The 14,814-nt window shown below is 64.2% G+C and carries 13 protein-coding genes and 1 pseudogene; 3 read left to right on the top strand and 11 right to left on the bottom strand.

What is annotated here, in order from left to right:
* Window positions 1–47 precede the first annotated feature (47 nt).
* The 8 genes and pseudogenes from eccCa to AADZ78_RS26905 form a co-directional block, all read right to left on the bottom strand.
* A pseudogene (eccCa, locus tag AADZ78_RS26940) lies at window positions 48–2,267 on the bottom strand (type VII secretion protein EccCa); the annotation flags it as partial.
* Window positions 2,267–3,709, bottom strand: coding sequence for a type VII secretion protein EccB (eccB, locus tag AADZ78_RS26935; protein ID WP_085252507.1), 1,443 nt, complete (start codon window positions 3,707–3,709; stop codon window positions 2,267–2,269). The gene eccB and the pseudogene eccCa, both read right to left, overlap by 1 nt.
* A gap of 3 nt (window positions 3,710–3,712) precedes the next feature.
* Window positions 3,713–5,434, bottom strand: coding sequence for a type VII secretion AAA-ATPase EccA (eccA, locus tag AADZ78_RS26930; RefSeq protein ID WP_085252506.1), 1,722 nt, complete (start codon window positions 5,432–5,434; stop codon window positions 3,713–3,715).
* Complete coding sequence (locus AADZ78_RS26925) at window positions 5,431–5,988, bottom strand: DUF2694 domain-containing protein (RefSeq protein ID WP_275578845.1); 558 nt, start codon at window positions 5,986–5,988, stop codon at window positions 5,431–5,433. Before AADZ78_RS26925 ends, eccA begins: the two co-directional genes overlap by 4 nt.
* Before the next feature lie 42 nt (window positions 5,989–6,030).
* Entirely contained in the window at window positions 6,031–6,882 is an 852-nt protein-coding gene (locus tag AADZ78_RS26920; protein ID WP_085252504.1) for an ESX secretion-associated protein EspG, read from the bottom strand.
* Between the two features lie 2 nt (window positions 6,883–6,884).
* Window positions 6,885–7,196 (bottom strand): ESX-1 secretion-associated protein, encoded by a 312-nt coding sequence (locus tag AADZ78_RS26915; RefSeq protein WP_085252503.1) that lies wholly within the window; start codon window positions 7,194–7,196, stop codon window positions 6,885–6,887.
* An 88-nt stretch (window positions 7,197–7,284) separates the two neighbouring features.
* Window positions 7,285–8,538, bottom strand: coding sequence for an EspA/EspE family type VII secretion system effector (locus tag AADZ78_RS26910; RefSeq protein ID WP_085252502.1), 1,254 nt, complete (start codon window positions 8,536–8,538; stop codon window positions 7,285–7,287).
* Window positions 8,539–8,773: 235 nt separating this feature from the next.
* Complete coding sequence (locus tag AADZ78_RS26905; RefSeq protein ID WP_085252501.1) at window positions 8,774–9,853, bottom strand: FHA domain-containing protein; 1,080 nt, start codon at window positions 9,851–9,853, stop codon at window positions 8,774–8,776.
* Between the two features lie 449 nt (window positions 9,854–10,302).
* Between AADZ78_RS26905 and AADZ78_RS29325 the strand changes: the two genes are divergently transcribed.
* Window positions 10,303–10,590, top strand: coding sequence for a WhiB family transcriptional regulator (locus AADZ78_RS29325; RefSeq protein ID WP_085252530.1), 288 nt, complete (start codon window positions 10,303–10,305; stop codon window positions 10,588–10,590).
* 124 nt (window positions 10,591–10,714) lie between these two features.
* Here AADZ78_RS29325 and AADZ78_RS26890 read toward each other — a convergent pair whose 3' ends face one another.
* Window positions 10,715–11,161 carry a nitroreductase family deazaflavin-dependent oxidoreductase gene (locus tag AADZ78_RS26890; RefSeq protein WP_085252500.1) on the bottom strand — a complete coding sequence of 149 codons (447 nt, stop codon included), beginning with the start codon at window positions 11,159–11,161 and terminating at the stop codon, window positions 10,715–10,717.
* A 9-nt stretch (window positions 11,162–11,170) separates the two neighbouring features.
* Window positions 11,171–12,007 carry an NAD(P)H-binding protein gene (locus tag AADZ78_RS26885; RefSeq protein WP_085252499.1) on the bottom strand — a complete coding sequence of 279 codons (837 nt, stop codon included), beginning with the start codon at window positions 12,005–12,007 and terminating at the stop codon, window positions 11,171–11,173.
* Window positions 12,008–12,120: 113 nt separating this feature from the next.
* Between AADZ78_RS26885 and sigI the strand changes: the two genes are divergently transcribed.
* Window positions 12,121–12,984, top strand: coding sequence for an RNA polymerase sigma factor SigI (gene sigI / locus AADZ78_RS26880; RefSeq protein WP_085252498.1), 864 nt, complete (start codon window positions 12,121–12,123; stop codon window positions 12,982–12,984).
* Between the two features lie 7 nt (window positions 12,985–12,991).
* On the top strand, window positions 12,992–13,411 hold the full coding sequence (locus AADZ78_RS26875) for an SRPBCC family protein (RefSeq protein ID WP_085252497.1): 420 nt from the start codon (window positions 12,992–12,994) through the stop codon (window positions 13,409–13,411).
* Between the two features lie 54 nt (window positions 13,412–13,465).
* Here AADZ78_RS26875 and AADZ78_RS26870 read toward each other — a convergent pair whose 3' ends face one another.
* Window positions 13,466–14,686, bottom strand: coding sequence for a MinD/ParA family ATP-binding protein (locus AADZ78_RS26870; protein WP_139828959.1), 1,221 nt, complete (start codon window positions 14,684–14,686; stop codon window positions 13,466–13,468).
* Window positions 14,687–14,814: the final 128 nt, after the last annotated feature.

Here is a 14,814-nt window from a genome sequence, read left to right as displayed (position 1 = left end):
GGGCGTGCCCCCACCTCCATCACCGGAACCTCCTCGATGGCCGTCGGCTCCTCCCGGACCGGCGTCGCGGTGAACTGGCGAATCCGCACCTGTTTTGCGGCCTGCCGGCTGGGCCCGGCTCCGTCGCCGCTGGTTTCGGCCCCGGCCGGGGGAACGTACGGGCCACTGATGTAGAAGGTGCTGAACTTGACCGGGTCTTCCATGCCGACCCGAAGAAACCCGACACCACTTTCCTTGTTGGTGATGTATTGCGCTTCCGGCGTTCCGATGACCGCCTTCGACTCGTGAGAGCTGGTGGTACGCAAGGCAATACGGTAGGTGAGGTTAGGCTCGAGCTTGTCGATGCGAACACCGCCGGTTTGCAGCGACTGGGTCGCCAGCAGCAGATGCACACGCAGTGATCGTCCGACGCGGCAGATCCGGTCGAATAGCCCGATGAAATCCGGGTGACTTTGCAGCAGTTCGGCGAACTCGTCGACAACCACGAAAAGCGTAGGCAGCGGAGGTAAGTCAGCGCCACGCTCCCGGTACTTCTCGTACTCGGCCACACCGGAAAGCGCGCCGGCGGCGCCGACCTTCATCCCGGCCTGGCGCAGGATCGTCTGGCGGCGGTCGAGTTCGCCGGTCAGCACCTCACCCATCCGGCTGACCAGCTCGGCTTCCTCGGCCATATTGGTGACGACGGCAGCCGTGTGCGGAAGTTTTTCCATTCCCAGGAATGTCGAGCCGCCCTTGAAGTCGGTAAGCAGCAGATTCACCTGATCGGGGTGAGTCATGGCCACCAACGACAGGATCAAGGTGCGCAGAAATTCGGACTTCCCGGACCCGGTGGTACCGATGAGCATGCCGTGCGGTCCGGCGCCGAACTCCGCGCCCTCCTTGATATCCAGGTACATGACGTTGCCGGTCTTGAGTTCGTGGCCGAATGGAATCTTGAGCCGGTCCCGGTCGGTGTCGGTGTACATCCGCCAGCGGGACGGTGTTATCTCCTCCACGGTCTTGGCGCCGACCAGTTGGTGCCATTCGCTGGCCACCTTCTTCTGAACGCGTTGCGTCTTGTCGAGAATGGTGCCAGTGATAGACCATCCGGCCAGCTTTCGGGCAAGTCGGGTCGCCGCTTGCGGCGTCATGCCGTCGGTGGTCGATGCCACCAGGCGGAACTGCTGGCCGGGCAGCCGGTCGTCGGCGGTACCGTCCTCGTCGACCCGGATGCGATATGCCGAGCCGCGGTGGTTGCCAAGGGTGATCACCGTGACCCCCGCCCTGCCGTCCGGCGGGAATCCCGCCTTGCCGCCGGTGAGATCTACGACGACGACATAAGGACCGGTGGGCAACGTGTCGGGTGCGTGCGGTCCGCGCGCTGCCAAATCGGCCAACCCGTCCGGGCGGGTGTAGATCATCCGGACCGCCCCGGCGGCATCCGTGTCTGTCTGATGTTGAACGTGCGGAAGCCATTTCAGCCAGGACCAGTCGGGATCCTCGGGGTTTTCGGTAAGCACCCGAATCTGCAGCAGGTCTGGCGGATGGAAAACCGCCAGGTGGCAAATCATCGCGGTCAGCAACCGGTCCGCCCCCGGACGGGCACCGCCGATGGCGATCGTTGGAAATGTGCGCAGCTGCAACAGCTTCGGGCAGTCGTGGATCAGCCCGTGGGTACGCAGGAACTTGACCACCCACATGTGGCTGACCGGCTCCAGATACGGCTGCGGCGCCGCGCTCGCCGCCGCCAATTCCCCGCCGACTGCCGGCTTTAGTAACCGATCCACCGCGGGCTGGTCGCCGATTCCGATACGGGTGGCGGCGTAGAAATCGCTATTGGCCGGCCGGGACCACTGTCGCTGAGTCCCGACGATCGACAGCAGATCATCGGGATGGGGCGCGTGGTAGGAGAAAAACGCCACCTGGGAGCTGGCCGAGGACGTCACTCGCGAGCGTAGTCCGGCCAGATAGCGCAGGTATTCCTTTCGGTCGGCGTTGATTTCGGGCACTTTCTTGCCGCCGCCGCCAGTGCCGCCGGCCATGCCGCCGACCATCATCATGACCATCATCAGCGGCATCATCAGCATGTAGGGCGACAACTGCTTGCCGCCGGCGAACATGATCGCGATCATGCCGACCATGCAGCCGCCCATCACATAGGGAAGGGCCTTCTGGACGCCCGACGGCGGGATATCGATGCCGAGATCATCCGGTGGGGTGAGGCTAATCTCGCCCGGGGTCAGCCGCGGGCCGCGAGTGATGGTCGGGGTGAACTTCTTAGTCGTCATCAGGAGGCTCCGGGGGTTCCGGCGGGAATCTTTCGGGGGCTTGGGTCAGCGGGCAGCGTTTCGTGCTCGAGCAGCGCAGCTTCCTTGGACAGCACCGGACCATCAACCAGGAGACGGATCACCTCCCAGGGCGCGGTTTTGGGTGAGCTCAAACCCAGCGCCTTAGCTGCGTCGGCGTTCGGTACCCCGTAACGCACACCCTCCGGGTCGACGTAATACATCGATTCGCCGTATCGGGGATCTGGCGACTGCAGCTGTACGAACTTGCCGCCGTCGATGTAAACCGTTGCCGTCCCTTGGATCTGCTTGATCCCAGTGCTCATGGTCGACGCCGGGATCGGCAGGTGTCGGCCGGACAGCACTGTTGTCTTTGGCGACTGGTCGCCGGTTGCGCGTTCCCAGCTCCAGCACAGGGTGGGTTCGTCGGGCCGGGACAGGATTTCCAGGGGCTGGTTCGGAAGCGGCGATGCGTAAACCCGTTCGGGGATTCGGACGACCAAACTCGGCACTACCGCGGGAGGCGCGACCAATCCGTGTGACTGGGTGGCGCGCAGCGCCTGAGCCGTGGTGGTATTCACCTGCGCGATGCCGTCGGGCAGCACCACATAGTATTGCGGCCCTTTGTCCGTATGGATCTGGAAAACCGACCCGATCACCAAATCGCCAGGGAGTCCAAGAGTGTTGGGTGTGCCTGAGCCGGGTATCGGGGCCAGCTGCCAGGACCCCATGTTAGGCAATGCGTTGAACATGCCTTCCGAAATGGGGACCGGTTTGGCGGTGACCGGAATTCCCATGGCTGAGCCGATCGCTCGGTCGCTCAGATCGATCGAGTGCCGCCCTTTGGACGTGACGATCCAGGTTTGGCCCTGGTAGGACGCCAGCACGGCCTCGTTTGCCTGAAGTGGATCTATCGACGGGTCGACTTGCAGCGGCATCCCCAGCACCGCCGTCTGGAGCGCAGGGGAAGCCGTGTCGGCCCTGGAGACGGTGTCGCACAAGGTCCAGGTCGATTTCGTGTCCCCCGAAACCGGTGTGGCGTAAGGCGCTCCGGGGATTCCGATGGTCTGCCCCAGGGGCAGCTTGGCGAGTTCGGAAGATTTCACGGTCGCGGGGTTGCCCGGGTTGCCCAGCACCAGCCGCGCCGACGTCAGGTTGTAAACGGGATGCAATTGGCCGGACAGGATCACATAGAGCTGGTTGGTGGCGCGATCGGTGAGAAGGCTGGTGCCGCCCAGCTTTCCCTGTGGTTTGAAGTACGCCAGCAGTCCCGCGCCTACGAGGATCAATACCGCTATGACAATGCCAAGCCCGACCGAACGGCTGTAGAACTGCAGGGGGTCGTCGAACATGCGGGTATCGCGCCGGACGATGGCGTGCTCCAGCCGGCGAAGCAGGAAGCGCCAGCCGCTAACCTGAACCTTTGTGGTCAGGCGAAGCCCCATGTTTCACTCTCTCATGTTGAGGTGTGCATGCACCGCGGCGATCGCCTCGGTCATGTCCGCGCCGTTGATCTCTTGTAGACGATCCACGTCCAGAGCCTCGATGTCGAGGCCCTGGGCCAGGCGCATGTCCCGGCATTGCTCGGCGGCCTCGACCAATTGTCGTGCGTAGCGGCCGTTCCCGGCGATATCGAGGGCGGCTCGACCGCGCAACGTCCGCTGATGCAGCGTCTTGGCGGCCTCTAGGAACTCGTCCGCAGCGTCGGTGCTTAACATCGAATCATTAGCGGACGCAATAACTTTCGCGATCTCGAGGAGTTCCTCGGGGGTGTAGGTGTCGAACTCGATGCGGGTGGCGAATCGGGACCGCAGGCCCTCATTGGTTTCCAGCAGCCGATCGATGTCGTTGGGGTAGCCGGCGATGATCACCACCAGCCGGTCGCGGTCGTTTTCCATCCGGGCCAGCAGGGTGTCCATCGCCTCCTGCCCGAACGGGTCGGTGCGCCCGTCACGTTCCTGCACCAGCGCGTAGGCCTCGTCGATGAACAGTACGCCGTCGAGGGCCTGATCGATGGTCTTGGTGGTCTTGACCGCCGACTGCCCCTCGTACTCGGCGACGAAGTCTTTTCGCGATGTCTCGACGAGCTTGGGTTCGGCGATGACCCCTAACCCGGCCAGAATGTTGGCCACCACGCGCGCGATCGTGGTCTTGCCGGTACCAGGTGGACCGGTGAAGATCATGTGTTTGCTGGGCTGGGCGACCTTCATCCCTTTGGCGGCCCGGACCCTGGCCAGCAGGGTGGCGGCGCGGTAGCGCTCGATTTGTATCTTGACCCGGGTAAGTCCGATTTGGCGGTCCAGTTCGGCCTGGGCTTCGGCCAGTAGCTTCTCGCGACCGGAATTGTCGGTCACCACGCTGCCCGGATCCCAGGGATCCGAGCGCGAAGCGATCTGTTCGGCGGTGGTCGTCTTCAACCGATAAGACGAATCCTTCAGTGCCGCAGACACTTTGGGATCTGGGTGAGTGGTCTGCAACCACTCCAGCAGCGCCACGGCGGCGTCTTCGTTACCCTGGCTGCGCCGGGCCATCGCCAGGAACCACGCGATGGCGCGCGCACATGCTTCGCCGGCCGGGGAGTCATTGGCTTCGGTGAGGCGGCGTTCGGCCTCTGTGAACAGGCCGAGGTTGGCCGCGGCCACCCCGTGCGCGACGCCGGCGGCGCCGGCCAGAAACTTGTCCGGCCACTTCCCGGCGCCCTTGACCTCCTCGATGACATCGGTCCAGCGCTCGGCCGCGCCGTAAATCACCGCCTTGAGCCAGGCCACCAGATGCTCTGAGCCACCGACGGCGCTGGCCTCGATGGCCTCCAGCGCATCCGCGTAATTGCCTTGCTCCGCTTCACATGCCGCGAACCCCATGGTGATCGCCAAGGGCGAGGTGACCGGGTAGGTGATGTCGCCGTAGAGCCCTCCGATGGGAACTCTGGCGCCCAGGGTGCTCATCGAGATCTGCGCCGAACCCGACAACTGCCCGAAATTACGGCGCGAATACCACGCGCGAAACAGCGTTACCCGGTCGGTGTCGCCGCAGCGAATCCGGCCAACCCAGGCGTCGCACGCCGACTCGTCGTAATTGGTGATCTCGGTGAACAGGTCGATGGCTCGTGCCTCCGACAACGGCAACATGCCGACGGCACTTTCGAACAGACCGGCAAGGCGATCAGTCATTTATCACCGTTGTAGCGGGAGGTGTAGTCAACGTCGTAGCGGGTGGCGAAGACTTCTGCTTCGGCCGCCGCCGCCTGTTCCGGCGTCGGCAAATTAAGGGTCATGCCCACGAATTCACGCAGCAGGGCGCTTTCGTCGGTGTCCTCACCCGTTATTTCGCTCATGGTCTGAAACATGAAGGTGTGCTGGGCCGCCCGCGCCTTCTGCCGGGCTAGGTCGGCAATTACAAAGATCTCTTCCGCGAGCCCCGATTCGGACATGCTCGAGGCTTTGTCCGTCACAGTGACCTGCTGGATGATGCCGCCCATCAGCGCGGTTACCGACACCGACCCCTGGGGGTTGGTCACCGTAAACAGCTCCAGCTCGGCCTCTTCCTCCGGCTCCGTCAGCCGATGCAGGGAGTCCAAGTCGCCTCCGGCGTCGTCAGCTTCAACGGGCTCTGCCGGTGCGTAATCGCCCAGCGCGTCAAGGGACGACTCCTGGGCGGGGCCGTCGCCGGAGAAATCCAGCGCGCCGAGATCGTTGCTGTCGTAGTCGTTCCCGGGCAGGTCCACTATTGGATCCCTTTCTTGAACTGGTAGCGGGAGATTGACACGTCAGCCTCGGACCGAGGCTTGAGCGTGAGCTGAGGCGTGGTCCAACCAAGAGCCCGCTGGAAGCAGCTCCAGCAGGGCGTCCAGCGCGCGCTGCAGATTTTGCTGAGTGCCGGGAAGGAAGCTGCCGTACAGCTCGCCACCGACGCGGCGGGGCAGCGACACCAGCCTGCCGTAGGCGGAATCGAGGACACCGGCAGCGGCTTGGGTGTGCGTCGTCGTGCCCCCGGGGTGACGCTGGCTCGCGACGATTTCCACCCAGCTGGTCGGGTTGCTGACGATCTCGGCGTACATGCGGGCAGTGGCGGGCGCGACGCCGTGCCGGGACAGCTGGGCCGCGGTTGTGCACTCGGCCAATTCGCTGGCAACACCCGTCAGCGGCTCGACGTTGGCGGGTTCGGCATTGCCCAGCACGACGGTTACCATGCCCGCCAGACCGACCTGCGGCGCCACCCGCTGCAGCACCAGCAGGTCGCCGTCGCGGGCCGCCACGACATGGCTATCGTCCTTGCGGCACACCACAAAGCGCACCATGACGCCGCCGACATCGCGTCGCCACCATCTGGCCTCCAGCGTCCGGTCCGGCCTGCTCAGTGTGTCCACCATCGCCGCAACCGCCGGGTGGGGTAGACCGTTATGGTCCAGCACTTCTTGCGCCGTGAGGTCACGCTGCACCTGGTCCCAGACGATATCTCGCAGATCCTCTTGCGGGATGTTCGGCCGGATCCCAAGCGCAACAGGGAAATCGACCAGGTGCAACCGGTCGGCAATCACCAACATGCCGTCGATGGTCACCTCGACGCCGACGACATCGTCGGCGCGGCCCGCGCGACCGGTAGCGAGCGGACCGGACATGATCAACCAAAGATCTTGTCGATAACGCCGGCAAGGCCCTGATCTGCATTGAGGTAGGCGCCGGCGGCCGCTAGGAGATTTTTGGCCAGCCCGCCGGAGACGCCTTGCAGCCCTTGGCCCGTGTTGCTGCGGTTGGTTTCAACCTCCTTCAGCGCGTCGTTGAACTTCGATGTAAATGACCCGTGGGTGATTGAAACCCGCTGGCTGATCCCGGAGACCGACGAGGTCGCCGATTTGAGTCCGCCGACGATCTCGTCTTGCATGCCCGCCAATACCTTCAGGAACGACGGTACGACGCCCAGTACTCCTGTCATGGGGTAGAACCCTCCTCTACGTTTAACTTTCTACTCGCTCTGGCTTTTGGTTGCTATTGCATAGCTTTGTTGAGGTTCACGGCTGCGACTAAAGGATGGTGCCTTCCTGCCGCTGTTCGCCGCCACCAGACCCGGCGTCGATCGGTGCGCGCTCCGCACCGGCCGCGCCCGCGGCCGCACCCTCCTCGTCTTCTTCCTTCTTGTCGCTGACGAGGGTGGCTTGCTGGCTTCCCTGTTGGGCTTGCGAGGAGATCATCTGTGCCTGTTGACCCGCCATGCTGCCCATTTGGCCAGGACCGCCGCCCGCCGCTACGAGATGTTGCAGCTGACCCATGGTTGCGGTAACCGAGCCCACGCTGGGTAACTGGGCGAAGCTGAGCAGGTTGCTGAAGCTCAGCACGGGCAAGCCGGCGAAGCCACCCAAAAAGTCAGGCAAGGCAGCCAATTCGGTCCAGGTTGGCAACTTGCCCAAGCTGCCGCCGAAGCCCGGAATCAGGTCGCCCAAACCGGGTAGGCCGGGGAACAAGTCCGGAATGCCGGGCAGCCCCGGGAGGTCTGGGAATCCAGGGATGGGTAAGCCCGGGAAGGGCAAGTTGAGGTCGGGGAAGCCCGGGATGGACGGCCATTGGAAATCAGGCAAGCCCGGGATGGGCAAATTGAAGTCCGGTATGCCAATTTCGGGCGGCCACTTGAAGTCGGGCAGACCGGGGATATCGGGTATTCCCGGGATGGGAATATCGGGCAACTTCGGCGGCCAGATGCCGTCGATGATGCCGTCGATGATGCCCGGGATCAACCCTGCCAGATCGGGCAGGTTCTTGAGCATGTCGAGGAACCTGCCGCCGATTCCCAGCAAGTTGAAGGCGTTCATCGCCGTCATGATGGTCAGGTACAGCAGTGCGCCGCCGACGGTAACCATCGCTATGCCGCACATCACGAGAGCGAGTTCAAACGACCACAGGTCGCCGAGTATCGGAACCTTTTCAAGAGCCTTGCACGCTTTGTACACGCCGTCGATCATCTTTTTCATGGCGCGCAGGACATCGCGCGTGTCTGAGACGTGGCCGGCCTGATTTGAGATCAGGTTGCCGGTTAAATTGTCGAGATCGCCCATTACCTTGGCGCGAAGCTCCTGGGCGAGGTTCTGGTTCAAATAGGCGTCTGCCGCTTGGCCGATCCAGTTGGTACCCGGAATTGCCAGGCCGATCTTGTCAGCGACCTGTTTGAACAGAGACGAACCGGTGTTGAATATGTCGCCCGGGTCGGGGATACCTTCACCCAGCAATAGCAACTGAGTGTAAATAAAGTTACTGGTGGTCTGGCACATCCGACTACCGGACATTTGAGTGGTTCCTTACGTTCGCTGTTCTGTGCACTGTCTGTTCATATGCATCTCTGCACCGCACGTTGAGCTTAGCAGCGCGCCGGCGGGGGTAGATGCACGAATTTTTCGGTGACGCTGGCATTTTCGCGCGCACGGCGCGACGGAATGCAAGGCGAAGCTTCGGGGCAACGTCAACGTTCCCCGTACCGCCGGATTCGAGCGCTGCCGCCTGTGATGACACCCGGAATCAACCTCAATTGATCTGATTTATGAGCGCTTCGATCGCTTCGGTTGCAGTGGCTGGCAAAGCTTCCTCGGCTTCAGCGCGGACGATCATTTCTTCTGCCACTCCGGCTGCTTGTGCGGTCTCCGCAGTGGAAAGGTTCGCCCGTCGGCGAGCGGCATATAGCCGCTGCGCCAGCGTGGCGCCAGGGGCAGTCGCTGACAGCGTCATTAGTTTGTCGTGATGGCGACGAACCGCGCCGAGCGCCTTGATTAGTTCTGGAGTAATCCGACTGATGCGGGTTGCCTGGACGGCAATGCCCTCGAGCTGGCGCAAATCGGCGAGAATCGGCGCCGCTCGCTCGGTGAAATCGGGATCCTGGGGCGAGGGTAAGGCAGCGATGGCCAGGCTGCAGGTATCCACCGCCGCGGCGACGGCCTGAGCGATCAGCGACGCCGGACCGTCAGAAGTCGACGCTTCTGGATGCCCTGCGGGCGTTGGAGTTGCGGGCGGTTGATGGGCGGCGGGATCTCCCTCGCGGATGCGCGCGATAGTCCCGGCGGGCCACTGCAGCACTTCCTCCAGCTTCGCCCGGGTTCGTTCCCGGGGCCAGCTGCGGCCCTTTTCGAACGCAATGAGTGCGCCCGCGTTGATGATCCCGTCCGCTGCCAGGCTGCGCTGACTGATATCGAGTTCGCGACGGCGGGCCGCGGCGGCCGAGCCGGCGCGGACCAGGCCGGGATCGAGTTCCCCGGTCGGGGAGTTGGTTGCGTCGTCCAGCGAACCGTCCGCCGATGGTTGTTCAGTCCGGCGCTCCTGAGGCCGCTCTTGCCGGGACTTTGACGGCCTGACGACTTCGAAGGTCAACGCCTTGCCTCCAGTGGGATCGCCGAACCGGACGATTGTCTTGTCGCTGACGGTCACAGAGCTCTTGCGTCGTCCGTCGACGAACATACCGTTAGGACTGTTGTCGACGATCCGCCACTGTCCATCTTCGGACACCGCTCGCAGATATTCCTGGGAGATTCGAGGATCATCGATCTGGACGCCGGCCTGCGGCTCGCGGCTGATGGTCGCCCCCGGCTCGGCTTGGGGCTCGGCATGGGCCATCTGCGTAGATTCCTCGCTCGCAGGCACTAGGGCGGGCACTAGGGCGGTCGTTCCGCTTCCGATCATGCTAACCGTTGCACCCTTCCAATGCCATACCTTCGCTACGTTTTCTGATCCAGCACTGAGGCGAGTCGTGGATCGGCGAGCCCCGGGTGAAACCGAACTTGCGCTACGGTTAAGCGTACACCGAACTATCGCGCGCCGAAACAGTTTGTGCAAAGGAGTTCGGCCGACCCGCCCGTGCTGGCGGCGGACACACAGCGGATCTACAGGATATAACCCCTGGTAACCGGGAAATGTCGGAGTACGCTGGGTTTCCCAGGGCCCAAGCCGTAGCACCGCTCGACTAGCCATTACTCACGAACTGTTGCACCGCAACGGTTAATGCTGTACGGTTCTGCAGCAGGGATTGGGAAACCCTGCAACGCTTTCAGGAGGAACTAAAGATGATGACCGCAACGACTCTGTACGAGGTCCCGCTGGGCGTTTGCACGCAAGACCCTGACCGTTGGACAGAGACTCCTGACGACGAGGCCAAGACGTTGTGCCGGGCCTGCCCTCGCCGTTGGGCGTGTGCCAAAGAGGCCGTCGAGTCGCCGGGTGCCGAAGGCCTGTGGGCCGGCGTGGTCATCCCCGACTCGGGCCGGGCGCGGGCATTCGCGTTGGGTCAGCTGCGATCCCTGGCGGAGCGCAACGGCTACCCGGTGCGTGAGCGGGTGGTCGCCCAATCGGCGTGACACGCTGCCGCCTGAACCGCTGCGTCGAGGGGTCGGCGGTGGGGTAGCACTGCAGTGCCGAGCATGCACACAGCGCGAGAAATCGAAAGATTTCTCGCGCTGTTTTGCGTTGCCAGGTGTCCTATTACACCGTGATCGGTTCGAATCGGAAAACGGTGAGCCGTCCGGCGAGTGCCTCGAATTCGTCGGCGGTTCCATCGCGCACCATGCCCGAACGCTTCGCAAATCCAACTCCGACCGGAACCTGGGCCGGAAATGCGCGTAGTACCGGGCGGGCTTCCTCGGCGCTCAACTCGACGATCCTGACCCGCCGGGAACGGCGTCCGCGCGCCAGTGTTCCGGTGCCGGCGGCTCGGGCGTTTGCCGCCCAGTCCGCGCCGGGATATCCGGCCACCACGTAGAGGCCGCCGCGAAATTCGAAGGGTGTCATCGGAGTGCTGCGCGGGCGACCCGATTTGCGGCCGGGCACCGTCAATACCATGGCGGGGCCCGTCGGGATGCCAAGCTTCTGCACCGCCATCATCACCTTGTTCATCGGCTTGAGGTAGCGCGGCGGTTGTGGATCGGACATCGATGCCTCCTAGTTTGTGAATATTTCGCTGTGCCGGGACACCCAATGCGCGAACGTGAGCGCCGGGCGGTCGAGGATCTTCTCCACGTCGTGGGTGACCAAGGCCGGTTTGTCGAGCGAAGCGGCGAGCATGGCGAGATACGCGTCAGCGAATTCGGCGGAAAAGCCCAAGCCAATAAACCGTTGCCGCACCGCGTCCGGCGGTACCTCCTGATAATGCAGCGGGCGGTTCAGCACGCGGCCGATGACCTCGACCAGCTCAGCGTTGGTCAATGTCTGCGGACCGGTCAGCGGGATCTTCTGCCCGACAAGGTCGTCGGTGAGCAACGCCCGGGCTGCGACCGCGGAAATGTCGCTTTCCACGATCGGTGCCGTGGACGCCGCGGCATACGGTCCGGCCACTACGTCACCGGCGCGGATCTGCGCCGACCACATGCCGGCGAAGTTCGTCGCAAAAACGCTGGGCCGCAGGCTCACCCAGGCCAACCCGGAGTCGACGGCGAGCTGTTCGACCTCCTTGTTGCGGTCCCCGCGAAAGCGTGACGGCTGCCTGGCGAAATCGTCGTCGGCGTTGATTGCCGACAGCGCGACCAGCTTGGTGACCCCGGCCGCCGCCGATCGGGCCACCACGTCGGCCATGCCCGGACCCAAGCCGCGGGAATTGAGAAACACCGCCGACGCTCCTGGGATCGCATCGGCGACCGAACGCGCCACTTCGACCCCGTCGGGGAAGTCGGCAGTGTCGGGTGTGCGGGTGACCGCGCGCACGCGTGCGCCCGCGGCGGCAAGTTCGGCAACCAGTGGGCGACCCACATTGCCGGTCGCCCCGGTAACGACAATGGTCATCGGAGGGCTCCTTTGCATCTAAAGAACGTGCTCTCTTCTCAGGACGGGGGGCGAGGTGGGAAAGTTACAGCCGGCACCAGTAACTTTTTCCGCTCCCGAATCGTCGATGAGTCATGAACCAGTCGCCGTCGCCGAGTGACCAGGTGGTCGAGGCCTGGCGCCGGCACCGCCCGTATCTGGTCAATCTCGGATTCCAAATACTGGGAGACGTCGGCGACGCCGAAGATGTTGCGCAAGAAGCGTTTCTGCGGCTGTCACGTGCCGACCCGGACCGGATCGACGACGTCCGCGGCTGGCTTACGGTGGTGACCAGCCGGCTCTGTCTCGATCAGGTGCGTTCGGCACGAGCCCGATATGAGAACCCGGGTGACCCGAGTGACATCGAACAAGAGGGCCAGCACCCCGACCCCGCCGACCGCATCACTCTCGACGACGAGATCCGGGCTGCGCTCCTGGAAGTCCTGCGCAGGCTGAGTCCTGGGGAACGGGTGGCGTTCGTGTTGCACGACGTGTTCGCGGTCCCGTTTGACACGATTGCCGAAACCGTCGGCCGCCCGGTTGGTACCTGCCGTCAGCTGGCGCGCCGCGCGCGGGCCAAGTTCACTGCGGCACAACCGAAGTTGGAGGAGGTCGCCCCCGCCGAGCACCAGCTTGTCACCGAGAAATTCATCACCGCATGCGCCAACGGCGATATTGCCGCGTTGACCGCAGTCCTGGATCCGACGGTCTGGGGGGTGGGTACCGTTCTCGCGGAGCCGTCACCGCCACCACAGGTCAACCATGGGCCAGACCAGGTCGGCTCAAACCTGCTGCGCTATCTGGGGCCGGGAGTGACGCTGGTCAGCGGTCCCGCCGGACTGCCGGTGGTGCTGGCGTTCGCCGAACGGCGGCTCTTCGCTGTCATCGTGTTGACGATCCGCAGTGGCCTCGTCACCAAGATCGAAGCGACGGCCGATCCGTCGGCGCGAGTGCGATGATGCCAGTGTGCGATATGTACGTGAGGAGATCGTCAAGGCGCCCGCGGCGCGGGTGTGGGAGCTGCTCGTCGACGTGGCGGGCTGGCCGAACTGGACAGCGTCGATGCGAGAGATCAAACGCCTGGATGACGGCCCGTTCACCGTAGGTAGCCGCTCTCGGGTGACCCAGCCGAAGGGACGACCGACGGTGTGGACGGTCACCAACCTCGAGCCGATGCGCGAATTCACTTGGGTGGCAAAGCAGCCGGGACTATCGCTGGAGGCTGTACACCGCATCGACGAGGCTGAGGATGGCGTGCGAACGACGCTTGAGTTCGCTGCGAGCGGGCCGTTGGCGTGGTTGGCAAGCCTGCTGATGGGGTCGCTGATCCGTTCCTATGTCGACATGGAAAGCGCGGGCCTGAAGCGAGCCGCCGAGTCGGGCTGACGTCACAGCTGCCACCCGCGTCGCTGTTCCGGTGGATCCACAACTGCAGACGTCTCAGCCCTCTGACGCGAAGTAACCCGTGATCGTCGCCGTGATCTGCAAGAACTTCAGCCGCGTCGCGGGAGCCATTTCGTGGACCACATCGATGACACCGCCGGGCCGTAGGTGGGGATCGAAGGGCACCTCGACCACAGGTTGGCCGTGATCGACGAATTCGCGAGCCAATAACGACCGGGTGCGCTTGTCGGCATGTCCGTCGGAATCGTTGAGTACCACGATGCTGCGTTGCAACAAACCGGTGAGGCCCCGATCCGACAGCCACTCCATGGTCTTGGCGGCTGCCGAGGCCCCATCCGCCCACGGTGAGGACACCACGATCAGTGCGTCCAGGTCCCGCAGCACCTCTTGGGTTACTGCGGCATCCATCGTCGAGCCGCAGTCAATGACCGAGATCGCGAAATGGCGATCCAACCGCAGGGCGGCTTCCCGATAGATCGCCGGATCGAGCACCCGGTGCGGACCGGATGCCGGCTCACCACCAAGCACATACAGCCCGACGGAATTCCGGCCAACACGGGCGGTCATGTCGCTAAAAGACTGCAGGTTCTTGTCGGCGGTCAGTTCCCAGAACGAGCCCGTTATCCGCGGATCGATTCGACTGTTCAGCCGGCCGAAGGCGGTGTCGGCGTCGATCGCGACTATCCGGTCCTGCTGACGCAGTTCGGCGAGGATTGATCCGACGCTGGCTGCGACAGACGTTTTCCCGACGCCGCCCTTGCCGAGCACGCCGACCTTGTGGTTGCCGTGCAGGACGGTTCGGATTGCCTTCTCGAACTGCGCGGCGTCGCGCTGCGCGGCCGATGGGCCGGGGCTGATCAGGCCGAAGGTCACCACTCGGACCATGCGTCGCCAACCCCGGTCGGCGGGTCGTGTCCGCGGGCGTTGCCGCACCATAACCGCGTCGGACCAGGGGTCGGGCGGGGGAACCGGAGCGGCCGGTGGTGGCGGTGGTGGCGGTGGTGCCGGCGTCGGCCGGGGTACCGGCGGGGACGGCGGCAGGGACTGCGGTGGGTGCGGGGCTTTCGCAGGTGGTCTCGGCGGCGGCAGCGGACCTCGCGCTGGCGGAGGCGGAGCGACACGTGCTCGCCGCACGGCGGATGGAACGGGCGGCGCCGGCTGGGAATCTCCCGACCGCGCGGCAGGCGGGTGAGCGGCAGGGGCGTCGGGCTGGTCGGGCCGCACCCGGTCCCGCAGGAATTCATCGCGGTCTTTCATGGGCTCCTCGGGTGACGGGTAACTGGTCGTCGCGCCTGTGGCCGACCGCGGTGAGCTCCGGGCTGAAACCCCGCGGTTCACGAACCAGTATCCGGACCAGAAACCCGCACCGACCTTGCCCAGCCGGT

Origin of the sequence: Mycobacterium riyadhense (assembly GCF_963853645.1) — a bacterium.
Lineage (GTDB): Bacteria > Actinomycetota > Actinomycetes > Mycobacteriales > Mycobacteriaceae > Mycobacterium > Mycobacterium riyadhense.
Note: the sequence above shows the minus strand (reverse complement) of the source record. Positions and strands in the feature narration are given on the sequence as shown.